This is a genomic window from Acinetobacter pseudolwoffii, assembly GCF_002803605.1.
GTDB classification, from domain to species: Bacteria; Pseudomonadota; Gammaproteobacteria; order Pseudomonadales; family Moraxellaceae; genus Acinetobacter; species Acinetobacter pseudolwoffii.
This window is the reverse complement of sequence record NZ_PHRG01000003.1, coordinates 137543-153360: the sequence shown is the minus strand read 5'-3', so window position 1 is coordinate 153360 and position 15818 is coordinate 137543. Positions and strand designations below refer to the sequence as shown.

The following is a 15818-nucleotide window of genomic DNA, read 5'->3' as shown; positions in this document are numbered from 1 at the left end:
TGTAATCTATGTCTCAACCTTTAGACGTTTTAGGCGGAATCACCGCTGAACAATTTTTGAGTGAATACTGGCAAAAAAAACCGTTACTGGTGCGTAATGCGATGCCTGAAATCGCCAATCTGCTTGAACCTGATGACGTGATGGAACTTGCGCTTGAGGAACATGTCACTGCGCGTTTAATCAAGCAAAAAGATCGCGATCCGAATCAGTGGAGCGTGAAATCTTCGCCTTTACTTAAAGCTGATTTTCAGAAAATGCCCAAGCTGTGGACACTTTTGGTTCAGGCGGTAGATCATTATTCATTTGACCTGTCGGAAATGTGGAAAAAGTTCCCGTTTATTCCGCAATGGCGCCGCGATGACATCATGGTGTCTTATGCACCTCAAGGCGGCTCTGTAGGAAAGCACTTTGATTTTTACGATGTCTTTCTGGTACAAGGCTACGGGCATCGTCGCTGGCAGCTCGGACAAATGTGTGATGCCGAAACTGCATTGGTTCCGGGTCAGCCACTGAAATTATTGCCTGAAATTGAGGTGAATTTTGACGAAGTTCTGGCACCTGGCGACTTGCTGTATGTGCCACCTGGTTTGGCGCATTACGGCGTTGCAGAAGATGATTGTCTAACCTTTTCCTTTGGCTTCCGTATGCCAAATGTGAGCGATATGATGGACCGTGTTGGTGATAAATTTTCTGAGAATGAAAGTTTACGCAATCCACTGGTTGATATTATTCGTGACCAGGTCGGAGCCATTGGTGAAGTCAGCGGCAATGAGCTGGAATATCTAAAAGAACAGATCATGCAGCAACTGCATAATTCGAATGTTTTAGAAGATGCCATTATGACTTTAATGTCAGAACCCAAATATCCAGAGAACCTTCCAGAAGCAGAAGAAATCGGTACAGGTGATCTGGAAGAAGCACTGGATCAGGGTTATAGCCTGATGCTCGAACCGGCTTCACGCCTGCTCTACACTGAAGCAGACGGCGATGTTCTGTTCTGGGCCAATGGTGAAGGGATTGAGATCTCTGAGGCATTTACCACAAAACTCAAGCAGCTTGCAGACGGTGAAACCATATTGCTCGATGAAAACTTCGCTGATGAAGATATTCTGGAAGATGTCGCGGCATTATTAAATGATGCGGTACTGATGCTGGTTCCGCCAGCAGAACAAGACTAATTCTAAGCTAAAGCCAAATAAAAAGAGGATTAAATAATCCTCTTTTTATTTGCAAAGATTAGGGTTGATAGAGTTCTAATACGACCTGAATCACTGTATGCCCTTTCTCAGACTCAATCTGAAACACGCCTCCCATACGTTCGACCCGCATTTTCATGCTGCGCATCCCAATACTCAGACCATTTTTTTGCACTATTTCAGCATCAAACCCAACGCCATTGTCCTGAATACTTAAGGTGAGTTGATGTGGCAGAAAATATTCCAGACTGACTTTCGCCTGACTGGCCTGACTGTGCTTAATGATATTGGTCAGACTTTCTTCGACCACCCGAATCAGGGTCAAACACTGCAATGCGGTCGGTTCACGCTGCCAGACTTTTGGAAATAACCATTCAACCTCAATATTTATCTCTTCCAGCAACTGGGTAAAACGATAACGTACCGGGGCAATCCAGAGTAGCGGGGTTTCCGGTACTTTATTTTCGATAGACGAACCACTATCAATGATTTGTCTGAGATCATCTCTGAGCAATTTCAGCATGGAAAGAAACTGTCGGTTGGGAATGCTGTCAGTACTCTGATCGACCAGAATCATAGAGCGCACAATCGAGCCTCCTAGCCCGTCATGCAGTTCATGCGATAAGTTAATCCGCTCCTGTAAGCGGACATTATCCAGCTCCAGTTGATGTTTATCGTTCAGGCTTTTATTCAGATCAGCGCCGACCTGCTGGACTTTACGTTCTAACTGGCTATTAAATTTTTCGATTTTCCTGACATTACGATTCAACCGCGTGGCCATAATCAGTACCACAAACAGGGTAATAATCGGTGAGGTATAGGGTGATAAAGGTGAAAAATCACTAATTGCCGTTTGACTTAAAATGATCAGATCTACGATTACACATAACAAAATCCCCCACAGACACAGCATCAGGAAAAGATATTCCCCATTGCGGGTTTTCAGTGCCTGATAGCTCACATAAATAATACAGCTTATAAATAATCCCACATAGAAAATAAATGCTGTGCCCAGTACCTGCCCCAGATAATCCAAGGAACTCATCACAATCAGCAGAGCAAATAAAAGCGTGATCAGGATAAATCCCCGCTCCACATATTTAAATCTCTGTTTTAAAAAGCGGATCAAATACAGACTAAAACAGTGGATATAGGCAATAAAACAAAGCATATTGGCTTTGCTGGCCGCGATGCTGGAGCGAAACGGAAAGCTTTCTGTGGTCAGCATATTGGAAATAAACAGAATCCATAGGAATGAACTGAGTGCCAGCCAGCCAAAGGTGGTTTCTGAACGTCGAAATTGCCAGACAATGAAGCAGATGATCCCAATCATTGCTGAGAAAATCATATTCATCTGAAACAGCGTGCGGCGATCCCAGATTTCGCCTAAATGCTTCTGGCTATTGACCAGCACATTATTAAATTCAATTTTACCCAGTCCGGCGTTCTGAAAACTATAACCCTGTACATAAACCAGAATTTCATTACTGCCCTTGTTTAAGCCACTGATGGGCAAAATCCAGTAACGCGGCATATTCCAACTTTTTGACAATGGCTCTTGCAGGTGTTGATCTGACCAGAGTAAATCACCATTCAGGAACACGGCGCCGGCCGAATTAATATAATCAATGGAAAAGGCAATCGGTTCTGCAAGACGAATATTGTCTTGGCATGACCAGTCCCAAACAATTTTATACCAGGCCCCACCATGATAATCTTTCCAGTTACGCTGCCAGTTATCCGGCAAACTGACACTTTGCCAGCCAGATGCAGGCATCTGGCTAGGATTTTGCACCTGAACCTTTTGAATGTAGTCAATCTTTACATCACAGAGATCATTAACCTGAAAATGGTCTTGCGCCTGACTCATAGCACTTAACAGACACAGCCAGCAGCAAAAGAGCAAAATACCGATCCATTGCAATCTCTGTCGCTGCCTGCTTCCAGAACGAGCTGGATGCATCACAGAATTCCTAAATGCCGTGCGGTACTGACTGCCTTGGTACGCCGACTGACGGACAGTTTCCGGTAAATATGCTTGATATGACTTTCGACGGTATAACGTGACACACAAAGTTGCTCGGCAAGCTCTCGATTACTCAGGCCTTGTGCGACCAGTGACAGAATTTCTTTTTCCCGATGGGTCAGCACTTCCTGCTCGGCATCCGAATGGTTGCGTTCGACTGGTGGTGATGAAGCAGGTATAGAAATCTGCTTGAGAATTTCCCGCGCAATAAAAGGATCAATTGGCGCGCCACCCCGTAAAATACTGCGGATCGCCAAAGTGACCTCCACATCATCGCGTTCTTTTAATACATAACCGGTGGCACCCGCCTGAATTGCGGTAAATAAACTGTTTTGCGTACTCCAGGCCGAAACCACCAAAATCAGAGTTTGTGCGTCATTTTCGCGAATTTTTTCAATAATCGAAATCCCACTCCCATCTGGCAGCCCCAAATCGACCAATGCCAGTGAAATCGGCTGTTGTTTTAAAATGAAATATGCTTCTTTAAGATTATTGGCAAAGAGCAGAACATCTTCGCTATAGCCCAAATTGGTTAATATAATTTTTAAACGTCGTTGAATGACATACTCATCTTCAACGATTAATACAGGTACTGGCAAGACTGCCTCTAGTGCTGTCATAAGCACGCCCCTTATATTTATTGTTATGTCGCCTTGAAGAGTAAAATATAACCAAAAAAACTCTAAAAATCATGATTTATTTCATTTTTATGCTATTTCTTTCTAGCCTCATAGGGATATTCTAAATACCGTCTGCTTAAAACCAGCATAAAAAAATGCCATCTACGCAGTAAATGGCATTTCTTAAGCACAATTTTAGAATTTTAATAGGCTGAATATTTTAAGCGGCGCCGTATTGCTGTTTTAAATATTTTACAATCTCAGCTGATTCAAACATATTCACGCCTGTATTTGGATCGACCAGATAAGGAACCTGAATATTATTTCCCATCATTTCAAGTAAATGTTCACGCTTCCCGCCTGGTAGTGGTTCATATTTCCCCGGTCTTAAGCGCAACTTGGCTGGCCCATAATCCTGCCAGCGTTCTTTGGCGACATTGTGAAAAATAAAGGGAACTTCCAGCTCACTCAACACGGCGCGTACGATCCGGGTATAAGGACTGGCCTCAAAACCCCATAATTCTAGTAACTGTTCAGGTGTTGGCCGATCCTTGATCTTGGGATTCACCATTCCTCCGCGTAAACCGTTGATGACTGTGCCAGCAATTGCAGCCACCGGAATTTTGGGATAGTGAGCATATTTTTTGGGTGTCTTGCCTGTTTTGCCATAGTGCTTGAACAGATGATGAATAATATCTTGCGATTCATAAAGTCGATCGCCCGTATTTTCATCTACCAGAAATGGAAACTGGAGTTTTCCGCCTAATTGCTGAACTTCGGGACGAAAATGAGTACCACCCCGTGGACATGGATAGACTTCATAATCCAGATTCAGCAAAGTCATGACTTCACGCACCCGGCGACAAAATGGCGAACCCTCATATTCATAGAGCTTTAAGGCTTTTTCAGGCTGATTCGGAAATGGTGTACCGACCATGCCACGTCCACCTTGAGCGACTGCAGAGGCCAAAGCTTGTGCAACTTTAATTTGATGACCCAACATAATATTTTCCTGTTTTTGTTTTATTCAACTGAAAGACAGAATCTAAGCATCCTGTCTTTCGCGGTATAGATCAGTTTTGTTGTTATTCTTTAATGTAACACTTGGCCAATTAAGCCACTAAGGCTGTTTTAGAGATCACAATGCCATTATTGTCTGCATAGACATAATCGCCAGCATTAAACGTGACTCCACCAAAACAGAGGGAGATATCCACCTCACCCACGCCCTTGCGATTGCTCTTTTGTGGAATAGCCGCCAAGGCATGCACACCAAGGTCTAATTCAGCAATCGCATCGACATCACGCACACAACCATAAATAATTACACCATTCCAGTGATTTTTGACCGCAGATTCCGCAATCAGGTCACCCATCAAGGCACAGCGCATCGATGCACCGCCATCGACCACCAGTACCTTGCCTGTTCCATCTGTGCCCAGTAACTCTTTCACCCGGGAGTTATCTTCAAAACATTTCACCGTCACAATCTGACCGCCAAAGGTTTTACGGGCCCCATAACTTTTAAAAAATTTACCGTCCAGACAAGGTGTCACCACTTGAAGCTCTAATTCCGGATGATCATCTAATAAGTCACAGGTGACAAATGCTGCTGTAGACACGGTGTTTCCCCTCATTTCATTTTTTGTATGCGTAAATTATCATAAATTTCAAATTTTACCGTCTGAGTCAGCGCGGCCTCGACCATAGTATGAGCCACCTGCTCGGCTGTCACTGGCTTATAAGCAAAACCATCCGGAATAAAACGCGATATTTTATGATAAACCTGCTGTGCGGCATCCTCCAAAAAACGCTGCTCGGGACGTTCGCCAATTAATAATGAAGGCCGAATCAGGCTGATCTTATCCAGACTCAAGGTCTGTACATATTCTTCTAGCTGGCCTTTAACCTGATTATAATAAAAATGAGACTGGGAGTTGGCGCCCATCGCACTCAACAACAAGTAATGCGCTGAAGTCTGTTGCAGCAATTCGGCAAAATGGGCATTAATGGTATAATCAATATTATAAAAGGCCTGCTTGGATCCGGCTTGTTTCATGGTACTGCCCAAACAGCTAAAACCGTGACTGTGCTCACTGACATCCTGATCATTCAGCATCAGGAAATCTTCAAGCACCAATTGCTGGACTTTATCCAAACTATCCAGATCATTTTGATATTTTCTGACCACTGCAGTAATCTGCTGGCAAGTTGGCTCGTCTTGCAGACGTTTTAAGAGTTGTTTTCCCACCAAACCGGTGGCACCTATGACGATGGGATGAATCAGCGATTTAGTCATTTTTTATACGATCTCCTAGGTAGAATACTAATCTAACGTTTTCTTTAGAATTTTTCTGCATCTAAAATGTTGTCAAAGCATGTCAAGACTTGACTTCGGTGCTCAGTTTAATCAAAATATGGCACTTGTTTACGGGCTGGTGATAATTCCTCTGATGATGGTTTTCAGTTGAGTTTCAGCCCGCCCAGACCAATCTATTTCAAGGAGTGCACGAGTGGCAAACTCTGCTCAAGCTAAAAAACGTGCTCGTCAAAACGTTAAAGCACGCAAACACAACGCAAGCTTGCGTTCTATGGTTCGTACCTATCTTAAACGTACATTAGCTGCTATCGGCACTAATGACTATGCTGTTGCTACTGAAGCGTACAAAACGCTTGTTCCAGTAATCGACCGCATGGCTGACAAAGGCATCATCCATAAAAACAAAGCAGCTCGTCACAAGAGCCGCTTGAACGCACAAGTTAAAGCATTAGCTAACTAATTTGTTGCAATGAAAAAAGCCCTTTTTAGGGCTTTTTTTGTGTCTGCTAAAAAATGATTCTGTATTTTTCTCATTTTTATTTTCAATTTTTTACTCTGATATAATCCCATATAAAAACTATGGTATTCTCAATCATATTGCTTACATCACTATAATTTTAAGCTTGTCACTATTTCGCTGGCTGTGAGGGGAATAAAAACCATGATTACAAAATATTTGCCATCTTTAGAGAAGTTTCTAGCAATCGAACAGCAATATATTGAATACTTTAAGACCCAAGGTGAAAAAGACATTTTAGGCCGGGTGATTTCCAACATGAAAGGCACTGCTGAACTTCAGGCATCTCAAGGCGTAGACGCCTGGTTAGGCTATGGTGTGTATTTGCCCGCAGTAGAATATATCTTTGCCCGATATAAGGGTGAAAATGAAGTAGATTTTTATATACGCACCCGCTATCCCCAACAAGTCGTTGCAGCTTACAGCCTTCCGGAACATGACATCGCAACACTGATCGCCGCCGACAAATATAGTCGCATTCATCAGCAACAGGTTCCAGTCAATAGTCCTCTTTGGCCGCTGAATGATACAGGTGACCTGCTTGATCTCAATGCCTATCCTCAGCGCTTAAAAGCCAACATTTAGAAAAAACAGACCTATATGTAAAAAGCTCAATCATATCTGCGATTGGGCTTTTTATATGATAAATGAATGACCTATTAAATTAAAATTACTGGGAACGCTTAAAATCAGCAATATCTAGCTCATGTACCTGACCACGCCAGATCCATTTCAGTTTTGATTCCAGAAAAACATCGCCCTCGAACCAGACAAACAGACCTTCCATCATTTTGGGCCAGTCTTCTCGGCTGATGTCCTGACGCCCGGACATTACGGCAATCATCGCTGCCAGAATCGTGTCATGACTGACTGCCAGACTCAGCCCATACTTATTTTGCGGATGGGTGTTATAAATCAGTTCCAGCACATCCACCACACCATGAATCGGCTGTTTCATCCCCGGCAAGGCATTATTCACAAAACTGTTCACAAAACCGAGAGCGCCCTGCTTGGCAAAATAAGGACCGGCTTTTTGAATATCCAGCACAAAACTGCCCGGCTCGACCAGCAATCCCTGTTCGATAATTTCAATACGATGGGTATTCTGCTCAGGGGTAACCGCATCCGCACCTTCAATCATGAGCGCAGCAGTATCAATACAGCGCTGGATCGGGCTCGAAATACAGTGATGAATTACACGATCTGTCTGATCAGCCAGATAAGCGCCCCATTCCTGTGCCAGATCCCGCCCCTGACCAGTCAATTGCAGGTCATAACCTGCCAGACCTTGACCCGGAACATCTTCACGAACCGAATGGCGTGTGAATAAGGTGACAGGCGTCTGTATATCAGGCAATAAATCAATTGCACTTAACATACTCGGTGGAAGCAGTTTCAGGGACACGTGACAGCCAACTGGATTGGTAATGAGTTAATCATCACTATACCATGCTCAGGATTTTGCTCAATGCTCAGCCTGCATGTCAGCCACCGCCTGTAATGCAATATTTTTCATATTATTATTTTTATAAGCAATAAATCCGCCATTGAGCAAGGTATCGCGATGATTATAAATAAATGGCCGCCCTTTTAAATCGACCAAGCCACCACCAATCCGTTCGAGCATACATTGACCAGCACTGGTGTCCCATTCCGAAGTCGGATGAAAACGTGGATAGATATCCACCTGATCTTCCAGCATCATACAAAACTTGTAGGCGCTGCCCGCTTTGAACTCTGTATATTCGGTAAGTTTGGCCAGATGCTGTAAATAGTCGACATATTTCGGTTTCTGCTGGCTACTTTGACTCAGACCAATCGCAATTCTTTGGTCTGTTGGCGCTGCTTCATAGCCAAACCACGTATCTCGCTGAATATCATATTTATAAGGCAGCCCCTGCTCTGCACAGAAATAAATCAGTTGCTGTTCTGGTACTGCCAATATGGCAAAAGTCGTCAAACTTCCACGAACCAAACTCAAATTGATGGTGAATTCAGGCCGCTGATGCAAAAACTCCTTGGTGCCGTCTAGCGGATCTAATAACCAGAATTCTGGCCATGAACGACGCTCATGTTCTTGGCCCTCTTCTGACAATAAAGGCAGGTCTGAAATATCTGCCAAAGCCTGAGTTAGAAAAGTATTGACCCTCAAGTCTGCCTGAGTTACCGGAGAATTATCATTTTTTTGGATGACATCAAAAGCCGCACCAGAACAATAACGCTGATATTCTTCTCGCAAAATTTCACAGGCTTGTGTCAAAATGGGCACAAACTGCAAAATCATCGGATCTTGTGGTGCTGCTATTGCTTTAAACATAGAAAACCTAAATATGTCAAAATGCTCTGAAAAACCTACCATAATTTTCGATATGGATGGAACTTTACTTGATCTTGCCTACGATGATTTCATCTGGAATGAGTTGCTGCCTGTGCGTTATGCTGCCACACATGGCTGTAGCATGGAACACAGTCAGGCGACCCTCTCCGCATTCTATCAGGAACATAATCATACCCTAAACTGGTACTCCTCACGCTTCTGGACGGCTAAAGTCGAAGTTGATGTTCTGGCGATGCAGATTGAACATAAAGACAAAGTCGCCTTACGCCCGTATTGTCTCGAATTACTGGATTATCTTAAAACGAATGGCTACCCGATCTGGCTGGCCACCAATGCCGATTGTGCCGGACTGGCCTTTAAACTGGATCACTTAAATTTAAGCCATTATTTTGATGTGATTGTCAGTTCAGAAACGATTGGGCATGCCAAAGAATTTGTTGAATTCTGGCAAGGCTTGAATGCCATGCATCCCTTCGATCCGCAACATGCTTATTTTATTGATGATACCGAAAAAGTCCTGAATGGTGCCAAAGCCTACGGGATTGAAAACCTGTTCAGTATCCAGCACCCCTCCTCGGCCAAAGTCGCACGCGAGACTTGCAATTATCCGATGCTGCACCAATTAACAGATTTAATCACTTATTTAAATCAGGCTGAGGTAGAGAAAAAATATGCGTAAATCGTCTTTACCCGAAGATGCGGTAGGCATGCGTATAGACAAATGGCTTTGGGCAGCACGGTTTTTCAAGACCCGTTCCATTGCCAAACATGCAATTGAAGGTGGTAAAGTCCACCACAATGGTGAACGTGTCAAAGTATCACGCGAAGTCCGTGTTGGCATGGAACTGACAATTCAGCAAGGCATCGACAAGAAAACTGTCCTGGTTAAAGAACTTTCTGATGTTCGCGGCCCTGCACCTGTGGCACAAAAACTGTATGAAGAAACCGAAGTCAGTATTGCTCGACGGGAATTGATTACCTCACAAAGAAAGTTGCATAATCTAGCTCGTCCCGATCATCGTCCAAGCAAGAAAGATCGCCGGGATATCAGTAAATTTAAAAATGAAAATAGTCAGAGTTTTGATCAGTCATGGTCGTATAATGACGATTAAATTCAAGCGTCAGAATGTGTCGTACATGCGCTGACATTGATAGAACACTAGGGAAAATTCTGTCACTATACGCCTGTGGAACAAAGCTCTAATTTAAGACATCCACTTGAGTACTAACTGAGTGACATCGTATTGAGGTTGTAAGATGGATGAGAATAAAAACAAGGCGCTTAATGCTGCCTTAAGCCAGATTGAAAAACAGTTTGGTAAAAATACAGTCATGCGTCTTGGTGACAATACCGTTCAGGCTGTTGAAGCAGTATCTACAGGTTCTTTAACCCTGGATATCGCACTCGGTATTGGTGGCCTACCGAAGGGCCGTATCGTCGAGATTTATGGTCCTGAATCATCAGGTAAAACCACGATGACCCTGCAAGCAATTGCAGAATGTCAAAAAGCCGGTGGTACATGTGCATTTATCGATGCCGAACATGCACTTGATCCGCAATATGCGCGTAAACTTGGCGTAGATATTGATAACCTGCTGGTATCGCAGCCCGATCACGGTGAACAGGCGCTTGAAATCGCGGATATGCTGGTACGCTCTGGTGCAATTGACATGATCGTGGTCGATTCTGTAGCTGCTCTAACGCCACGTGCGGAAATTGAAGGCGAAATGGGTGACTCGCATATGGGTCTGCAAGCCCGTTTGATGAGCCAGGCACTGCGTAAAATCACCGGTAATGCCAAGCGTTCCAACTGTATGGTGATCTTCATTAACCAGATTCGTATGAAGATTGGTGTCATGTTCGGTAGCCCGGAAACCACGACTGGCGGTAACGCATTGAAGTTCTATGCATCTGTACGTCTAGACATCCGTCGTATTGGTCAGGTGAAAGAAGGTGACGAGATCGTTGGTTCTGAAACCAAAGTCAAAGTCGTGAAAAACAAAATGGCACCTCCATTTAGAGAAGCGCTGTTCCAGATTCTGTACGGCAAAGGCGTGAACCATCTAGGTGAATTGATCGATCTTGCTGTACAGCAAGAAATCGTGCAGAAAGCCGGTGCGTGGTATTCTTATCAAGGCGACAAAATTGGCCAAGGTAAGAACAATACCATCCGTTATCTGGAAGAGCATAAAGAAATGGCACAAACCATTGAAAAGCTGATTCGCGAGCAACTGCTGACCAAAGCCGTGATCACTGAAGAAGATAATAAAGAAGAAGCAGATCTTTTAGATGCCTAATCTATTATTTGCCTAGTCTTTAAACATCACGACACAGCGCCCTACGGGGCGTTTTGTTATGATGGGTAGATGATAAAATGCGAGAGAAAGATGTCAGAGGCAAAATTCAGCAAACTGCTCGATTATGAAACTTTAAAACAGCAATTTGGCGATGCTGATGATCAAGCGACCCAGCAAAACACATTGAAACAAAAACCCACTTTCGACTCAGAAGAGCGCCTGTTTGATACCCCTGATGATGAAAAGAAAAAACCGGGCTTAACTGGCTCGCGTTTGCGTTCGTATGCCTTTGCCGTACTGACCCGCAAGGAATATGCCAAAGCCGAACTGATCGAGAAGCTATGCCTATATGCAGAGGATCGCGATGAAGTGCTGGAATTAGTTGAAGAATTATCACGAGAGAATTATCAGAGTGATCAGCGTGTCGCAGAAACCATGCTGTCGAGCCAAAAGCGTAAAGGCAAAGGCCCCAATCAGATTAAAATAAAATTAAAAAACAAGAAAGTTGATACGGCTTTAATCGCAGAAGAACTGAAAGAAACTGACTGGGTGCAGCAAGCCTATGCGCTGAAAGTCAAAAAATATGGGGCGGAAGTTACTAAAGATCCGAAGCTCAAGGCCAAACAGATCCGTTTTCTGATGTACCGTGGTTTTGAAATGGATACGATTATTAAGGCGATTAACCGTAAAGTGGAAGATTAATTTGTATTCAGATTCATTAATAGACCCACTACAAAAGTGTTTGCAGATTGATCTTAAAATGAGAAAATCAGTTCGCTAGCAGAACGAATTATCGGGATAATAAAATATTAAAAATTAGCTGATATTAGAAGTGAGCTTTGAGATTAATAGGCTGGGATAAAATGTTTTTATTATTTAAAAATATGGTGGCAACCCTACCAGCAAAGCTCCGGCACATCATAGTTCTATTACCGTTGCTACCTTCCGGTCCTGGCGGGGTTCATAGAGTACAATTGCGAAGTAACCAGCAGGGCTACCATTACAAAAACAGAGTATAGAGATTTTTAATCAAGTTGCAAGCTTTGTTCCTTAAAATAATCCATCAAGCTATCCGTTTGATTATTTTAAAAACAATATTAATATTTCTGCTGATTTTCAAGCGATCTTCACAATCAATCCATCAACACCCAGATTCGCATGATCTTTGTAAAACCTTGTTGCAATTTCTAAAAATGCCGTTTTTAATGTGTGCAATGTATATGAATGATCTTCTTTAAAAGATGAGCAGCGGATACGTATCTCACAAAGAATTATGGAAATTTTATGATGTTTAAAAAGACCGTATTGTGTGCAGTGACAGCACTCTTTACCACACCGCTATTTGCCAATATTCCAATCGAATCGCGGGGCTTGAGCCAGACTGCCAATCAAGCGTCAATGAATACCCAGTCTGCGAGTTCTGCCGGCGTATCGACACCTGTGCAAACCAATACCAGCTGGCAGATTATGCAAAAAAACCAGCAACTGGAAAGTGATCTGCGGATCTTGCGCGGCAAAATGGAAGAACAGGAAAATGAAATTGCCCAACTGAAAAGCGAACTGACCAATCGCTATGCCGATCTCGATCAGCGCCTGGAACTGTTACAGCAAAAAATTGAACCGGCTGAAGAAAACCCAACGGAGGACAACCCACAGGATAGTTCTCCCAGTTTAAATGCGAATGAGATCAATACAGCGAGCAGCGGACAACAGCCCACCGAGCTGGACAAAGCAGCCTATACAGTAGCCTTAGATGCCTATAAAAATGGCGGTGCAGCCAAAGCCATTGCACCCATGCAGAACTTTATTAAAAACAATCCGAATAGTGTGTATATCAGCAATGCCTATTTCTGGTTAGCAGAATTCAATCTGGCCATCGATCCGCCAAATTTTGAAGAAGCAAAACGCAATTACACCATTGTGGCAGACCGCTATCCAAAGTCGACCCGTGCTTCGCGTGCGCTTTATCAACTGCATAACATTAGCAAGGACGTCGAGCAAAAACCGGCCATTGCCACCCAGTACAAGAACAAATTACTCAGTAATTACCCGCAATCTGAAGAAGCTAAATTTTTTAAGTAATAATCTTCTAGATAACCCTTAATTCAGCAATAAAAAAGACACCTTAAAGGTGTCTTTTTTACTTGAAATATTTTAGCGCACAATGCCACGCTTGGATTGTTCAAGAGAATCAATCAAACGTTGTGCTTCGGCAACTTCCGGCAAGATATCTTTACGAATCTGCTCGATTGCTTCCTGCGTGGTTAAACCTGATTTATAAATCAGTTTAAAGGCAGTACGCAAACCGTCAATTATGGCCTTAGACCAGCCCTTACGTCGCATTCCCTCAATATTCATAGCAAAGGCGTGCGCAGGATTACCTGACACCATCACATAGGCCGGCACATCTTTCAAAATCAGTGATGCTCCGCCAATCATGCTATAAGAGTCAATCTTGCAGAATTGATGAATCCCTGAGTTTCCACCAATGACCACATAATCCCCGACATGAACATGTCCAGCCACACCGACATTATTGGCAAAGATATTGTGATCACCGACCATGCAGTCATGGGCAATATGCGTGTTGACCATTAGAAGATTATGACTGCCAATCTTGGTTAAACCCTGATCCTGAACGGTACCACGATGCAAACTACAATGCTCACGGATCTTGTTGTGATCGCCAATCTCAAGCCAGGTTTCTTCACCGGCATACTTAAGATCCTGACAAACCTCGCCTACACTGGCGAACTGGAAAATTTCATTATATTCACCTATACGCGTATAGCCACCCACCACTACATGTGAATGAAGTTTGCTACCCGCACCAATAGTGACGTTTGGCCCAATAATACAGTATGGACCAATTTCTACATCAGCAGCGATGACTGCTGATGCGTCAATAATGGCAGTTGGATGAATAAGGGGATTATTGCTCATGCCTGCTCGACTTTTTGATGCGAAACCATAATTTCCGCGGTTGTTGCGACGACGCCATCTACAGTGGCAATACAATTATATTTGTAAATGCCGCGCTTTTGCATCACCAATTCAGCTTTTAATACCAATTGATCGCCTGCAACCACCTGTTTTTTAAACCTAACCTTCTCCGCACCGGCAAAAAGGAACAATGAACCCGCACTTGGTGTTTCATTGTTCATCACAAAACCCAAGATTCCCGAGATTTGTGCCAGTGCTTCAACAATCAGCACACCCGGCATAATTGGATAATTCGGAAAATGGCCTTGCAAAAACTCTTCATTAATTGAGACGTTTTTATAACCAACAATGCCATTTTCGGTAATCTCGACCACGCGATCAACCAATAAAAATGGATAACGATGGGGCAAATATTCACGAATCTTTTGAATATTCATTGGCAATTCAGGTTTCGTGAATGTAGGCAAATTCGACTCTGTCATCATAATTATTTACGCAACTTAAATGTTGATTCAATGGACTCAATTTGAGATTGCATATGATCTAGTCGTTTCATCACCTGGGTCAATGGCACATCTGCTAATTGTTTAAAACGCACAGCAGCACGTTTCCAGTGCAAACTTTCCAATATAGGTGTACCAGAAGAATAACTGCCCGCCTCAGAAATATTTTTTGTCACCATTGACATGCCAGTAATTGTGACATTATCTGCGATATTAATGTGGCCTACTACCCCCACCGCACCTGCAAATACACAGTTTTTGCCAATTGTAGTGCTTCCGGCGATTCCGCATTTTGCTGCGAGTGCGGTATTGGCACCAATCTTGACGTTATGCGCGATTTGCACAAGATTATCAATAATCACACCCTGTTGCAAAATCGTATCATCCAATGCACCGCGGTCTATACTACAGTTTGACCCGATACGCACATCATCGGCAATACGCACAGAACCAAGCTGGGCAATACGATGCCATTTACCTTGATAAGGTGCAAAACCAAAACCTTCGCTACCAATCACGGTATTGGCATGAATACGAACGCGATTGCCAATTTTGGCGCCACCCGTCAGCGTCACATGCGCATCAATAAAACAGTCCTGACCGATTTCCACATCATTATCGACATGTACATGAGGCTGAATCACGGTATTGGCGCCCACAACACAATGCTCGCCAATCACCACATAGTGTCCAATATACGCATCATCGGCGATGATCGCTGAAGGATGAATTTGAGCAGTACTTTCGATACCACGCTGGGTATTTTTTTTCTCAAATACATGGGTCAGGATCGCAAAAGCCAGATAAGGATTTGCAACAACAATAAAGTTTTGATGTGACGTTATTTGTTGTTTCAGTTCAGCAGTGACAATTAAAGCAGCTGCCTGACTTTGATTGGCTTGCTCTACATATTTGTCTGCATTGACGAATGCCAAATCTTGCGATGTCGCATGCTCAAGACTGGCCAAAGCGCTCAAACGCAAATCTGCCTGACCTACGCACTCGCCTTGAACCAGGCGAGCAAGGTCAGCTAACTGAAGCTGTTTATGATTCATTG

Annotated in this window: 18 protein-coding genes and 1 other RNA gene; 8 read left to right on the top strand and 11 right to left on the bottom strand. The window is 43.4% G+C overall.

The genetic code is table 11. The annotated features are described in order from the left end of the window. Positions 1–8 precede the first annotated feature (8 nt). On the top strand, positions 9–1178 hold the full coding sequence (locus CWI32_RS07570) for a ribosomal protein uL16 3-hydroxylase (protein ID WP_100535003.1): 1170 nt from the start codon (positions 9–11) through the stop codon (positions 1176–1178). 58 nt (positions 1179–1236) lie between these two features. On the opposite strand, the gene CWI32_RS07565 is transcribed toward CWI32_RS07570, so the two are convergent. The 5 genes from CWI32_RS07565 to CWI32_RS07545 all read right to left on the bottom strand — a co-directional run bounded on the left by CWI32_RS07565 (position 1237) and on the right by CWI32_RS07545 (position 6141). After that, positions 1237–3159, bottom strand: a complete 1923-nt coding sequence (locus CWI32_RS07565; RefSeq protein WP_005171160.1) for a sensor histidine kinase — start codon at positions 3157–3159, stop codon at positions 1237–1239. Beyond that, a complete protein-coding gene (locus tag CWI32_RS07560; protein ID WP_100535002.1) occupies positions 3159–3842 on the bottom strand; it encodes a response regulator in 684 nt (227 codons plus the stop codon). The genes CWI32_RS07565 and CWI32_RS07560 overlap by 1 nt, the downstream gene beginning before the upstream one ends. 220 nt (positions 3843–4062) lie before the next feature. Continuing rightward, positions 4063–4845: a glutathione S-transferase N-terminal domain-containing protein gene (locus tag CWI32_RS07555; RefSeq protein ID WP_100535001.1), complete on the bottom strand. Its 783-nt coding sequence runs from the start codon at positions 4843–4845 to the stop codon at positions 4063–4065. 109 nt (positions 4846–4954) lie between these two features. Further along, positions 4955–5464: a ribonuclease E activity regulator RraA gene (rraA, locus tag CWI32_RS07550; RefSeq protein ID WP_100535000.1), complete on the bottom strand. Its 510-nt coding sequence runs from the start codon at positions 5462–5464 to the stop codon at positions 4955–4957. A gap of 11 nt (positions 5465–5475) precedes the next feature. Next, positions 5476–6141 (bottom strand): NAD(P)H-binding protein, encoded by a 666-nt coding sequence (locus CWI32_RS07545; RefSeq protein ID WP_100357128.1) that lies wholly within the window; start codon positions 6139–6141, stop codon positions 5476–5478. 214 nt (positions 6142–6355) lie between these two features. Here CWI32_RS07545 and rpsT point away from each other — a divergent pair, with 214 nt between their 5' ends. After that, positions 6356–6622 (top strand): 30S ribosomal protein S20, encoded by a 267-nt coding sequence (gene rpsT / locus CWI32_RS07540; protein WP_005171172.1) that lies wholly within the window; start codon positions 6356–6358, stop codon positions 6620–6622. 201 nt (positions 6623–6823) lie between these two features. Further along, positions 6824–7264: a hypothetical protein gene (locus CWI32_RS07535; RefSeq protein WP_005171181.1), complete on the top strand. Its 441-nt coding sequence runs from the start codon at positions 6824–6826 to the stop codon at positions 7262–7264. An 85-nt stretch (positions 7265–7349) separates the two neighbouring features. Here CWI32_RS07535 and CWI32_RS07530 read toward each other — a convergent pair whose 3' ends face one another. Both CWI32_RS07530 and CWI32_RS07525 read right to left on the bottom strand, forming a co-directional pair. Then, positions 7350–8084: a histidine phosphatase family protein gene (locus CWI32_RS07530; protein ID WP_100534999.1), complete on the bottom strand. Its 735-nt coding sequence runs from the start codon at positions 8082–8084 to the stop codon at positions 7350–7352. Between the two features lie 60 nt (positions 8085–8144). Then, entirely contained in the window at positions 8145–8996 is an 852-nt protein-coding gene (locus tag CWI32_RS07525) for a 3'(2'),5'-bisphosphate nucleotidase CysQ family protein (RefSeq protein ID WP_100534998.1), read from the bottom strand. Between the two features lie 13 nt (positions 8997–9009). Between CWI32_RS07525 and CWI32_RS07520 the strand changes: the two genes are divergently transcribed. From CWI32_RS07520 to CWI32_RS07505, 4 genes are all read left to right on the top strand, one after another. Next, positions 9010–9696: an HAD-IA family hydrolase gene (locus CWI32_RS07520; protein WP_034608527.1), complete on the top strand. Its 687-nt coding sequence runs from the start codon at positions 9010–9012 to the stop codon at positions 9694–9696. Continuing rightward, on the top strand, positions 9689–10129 hold the full coding sequence (locus CWI32_RS07515) for an RNA-binding S4 domain-containing protein (protein ID WP_005096718.1): 441 nt from the start codon (positions 9689–9691) through the stop codon (positions 10127–10129). The genes CWI32_RS07520 and CWI32_RS07515 overlap by 8 nt, the downstream gene beginning before the upstream one ends. 145 nt (positions 10130–10274) lie before the next feature. After that, positions 10275–11315 carry a recombinase RecA gene (gene recA, locus CWI32_RS07510; RefSeq protein ID WP_005096717.1) on the top strand — a complete coding sequence of 347 codons (1041 nt, stop codon included), beginning with the start codon at positions 10275–10277 and terminating at the stop codon, positions 11313–11315. 90 nt (positions 11316–11405) lie between these two features. Further along, entirely contained in the window at positions 11406–12017 is a 612-nt protein-coding gene (locus tag CWI32_RS07505) for a regulatory protein RecX (RefSeq protein ID WP_100534997.1), read from the top strand. A gap of 192 nt (positions 12018–12209) precedes the next feature. Here the strand turns inward: CWI32_RS07505 and ffs are convergent. After that, an RNA gene (gene ffs, locus CWI32_RS07500) (signal recognition particle sRNA small type) lies at positions 12210–12306 on the bottom strand. 293 nt (positions 12307–12599) lie between these two features. On the opposite strand from ffs, the gene CWI32_RS07495 reads away from it, so the two are divergent. Continuing rightward, positions 12600–13397, top strand: coding sequence for a YbgF trimerization domain-containing protein (locus tag CWI32_RS07495; protein ID WP_074382857.1), 798 nt, complete (start codon positions 12600–12602; stop codon positions 13395–13397). A gap of 72 nt (positions 13398–13469) precedes the next feature. On the opposite strand, the gene lpxA is transcribed toward CWI32_RS07495, so the two are convergent. From lpxA to lpxD, 3 genes are read right to left on the bottom strand one after another with little or no spacing between them, the layout of a single operon-like run. Further along, a complete protein-coding gene (gene lpxA, locus CWI32_RS07490) occupies positions 13470–14258 on the bottom strand; it encodes an acyl-ACP--UDP-N-acetylglucosamine O-acyltransferase (RefSeq protein WP_074382858.1) in 789 nt (262 codons plus the stop codon). After that, complete coding sequence (gene fabZ / locus CWI32_RS07485) at positions 14255–14740, bottom strand: 3-hydroxyacyl-ACP dehydratase FabZ (RefSeq protein WP_171063349.1); 486 nt, start codon at positions 14738–14740, stop codon at positions 14255–14257. Before fabZ ends, lpxA begins: the two co-directional genes overlap by 4 nt. A gap of 5 nt (positions 14741–14745) precedes the next feature. Beyond that, a complete protein-coding gene (gene lpxD, locus CWI32_RS07480) occupies positions 14746–15816 on the bottom strand; it encodes a UDP-3-O-(3-hydroxymyristoyl)glucosamine N-acyltransferase (protein ID WP_100534996.1) in 1071 nt (356 codons plus the stop codon). Positions 15817–15818: the final 2 nt, after the last annotated feature.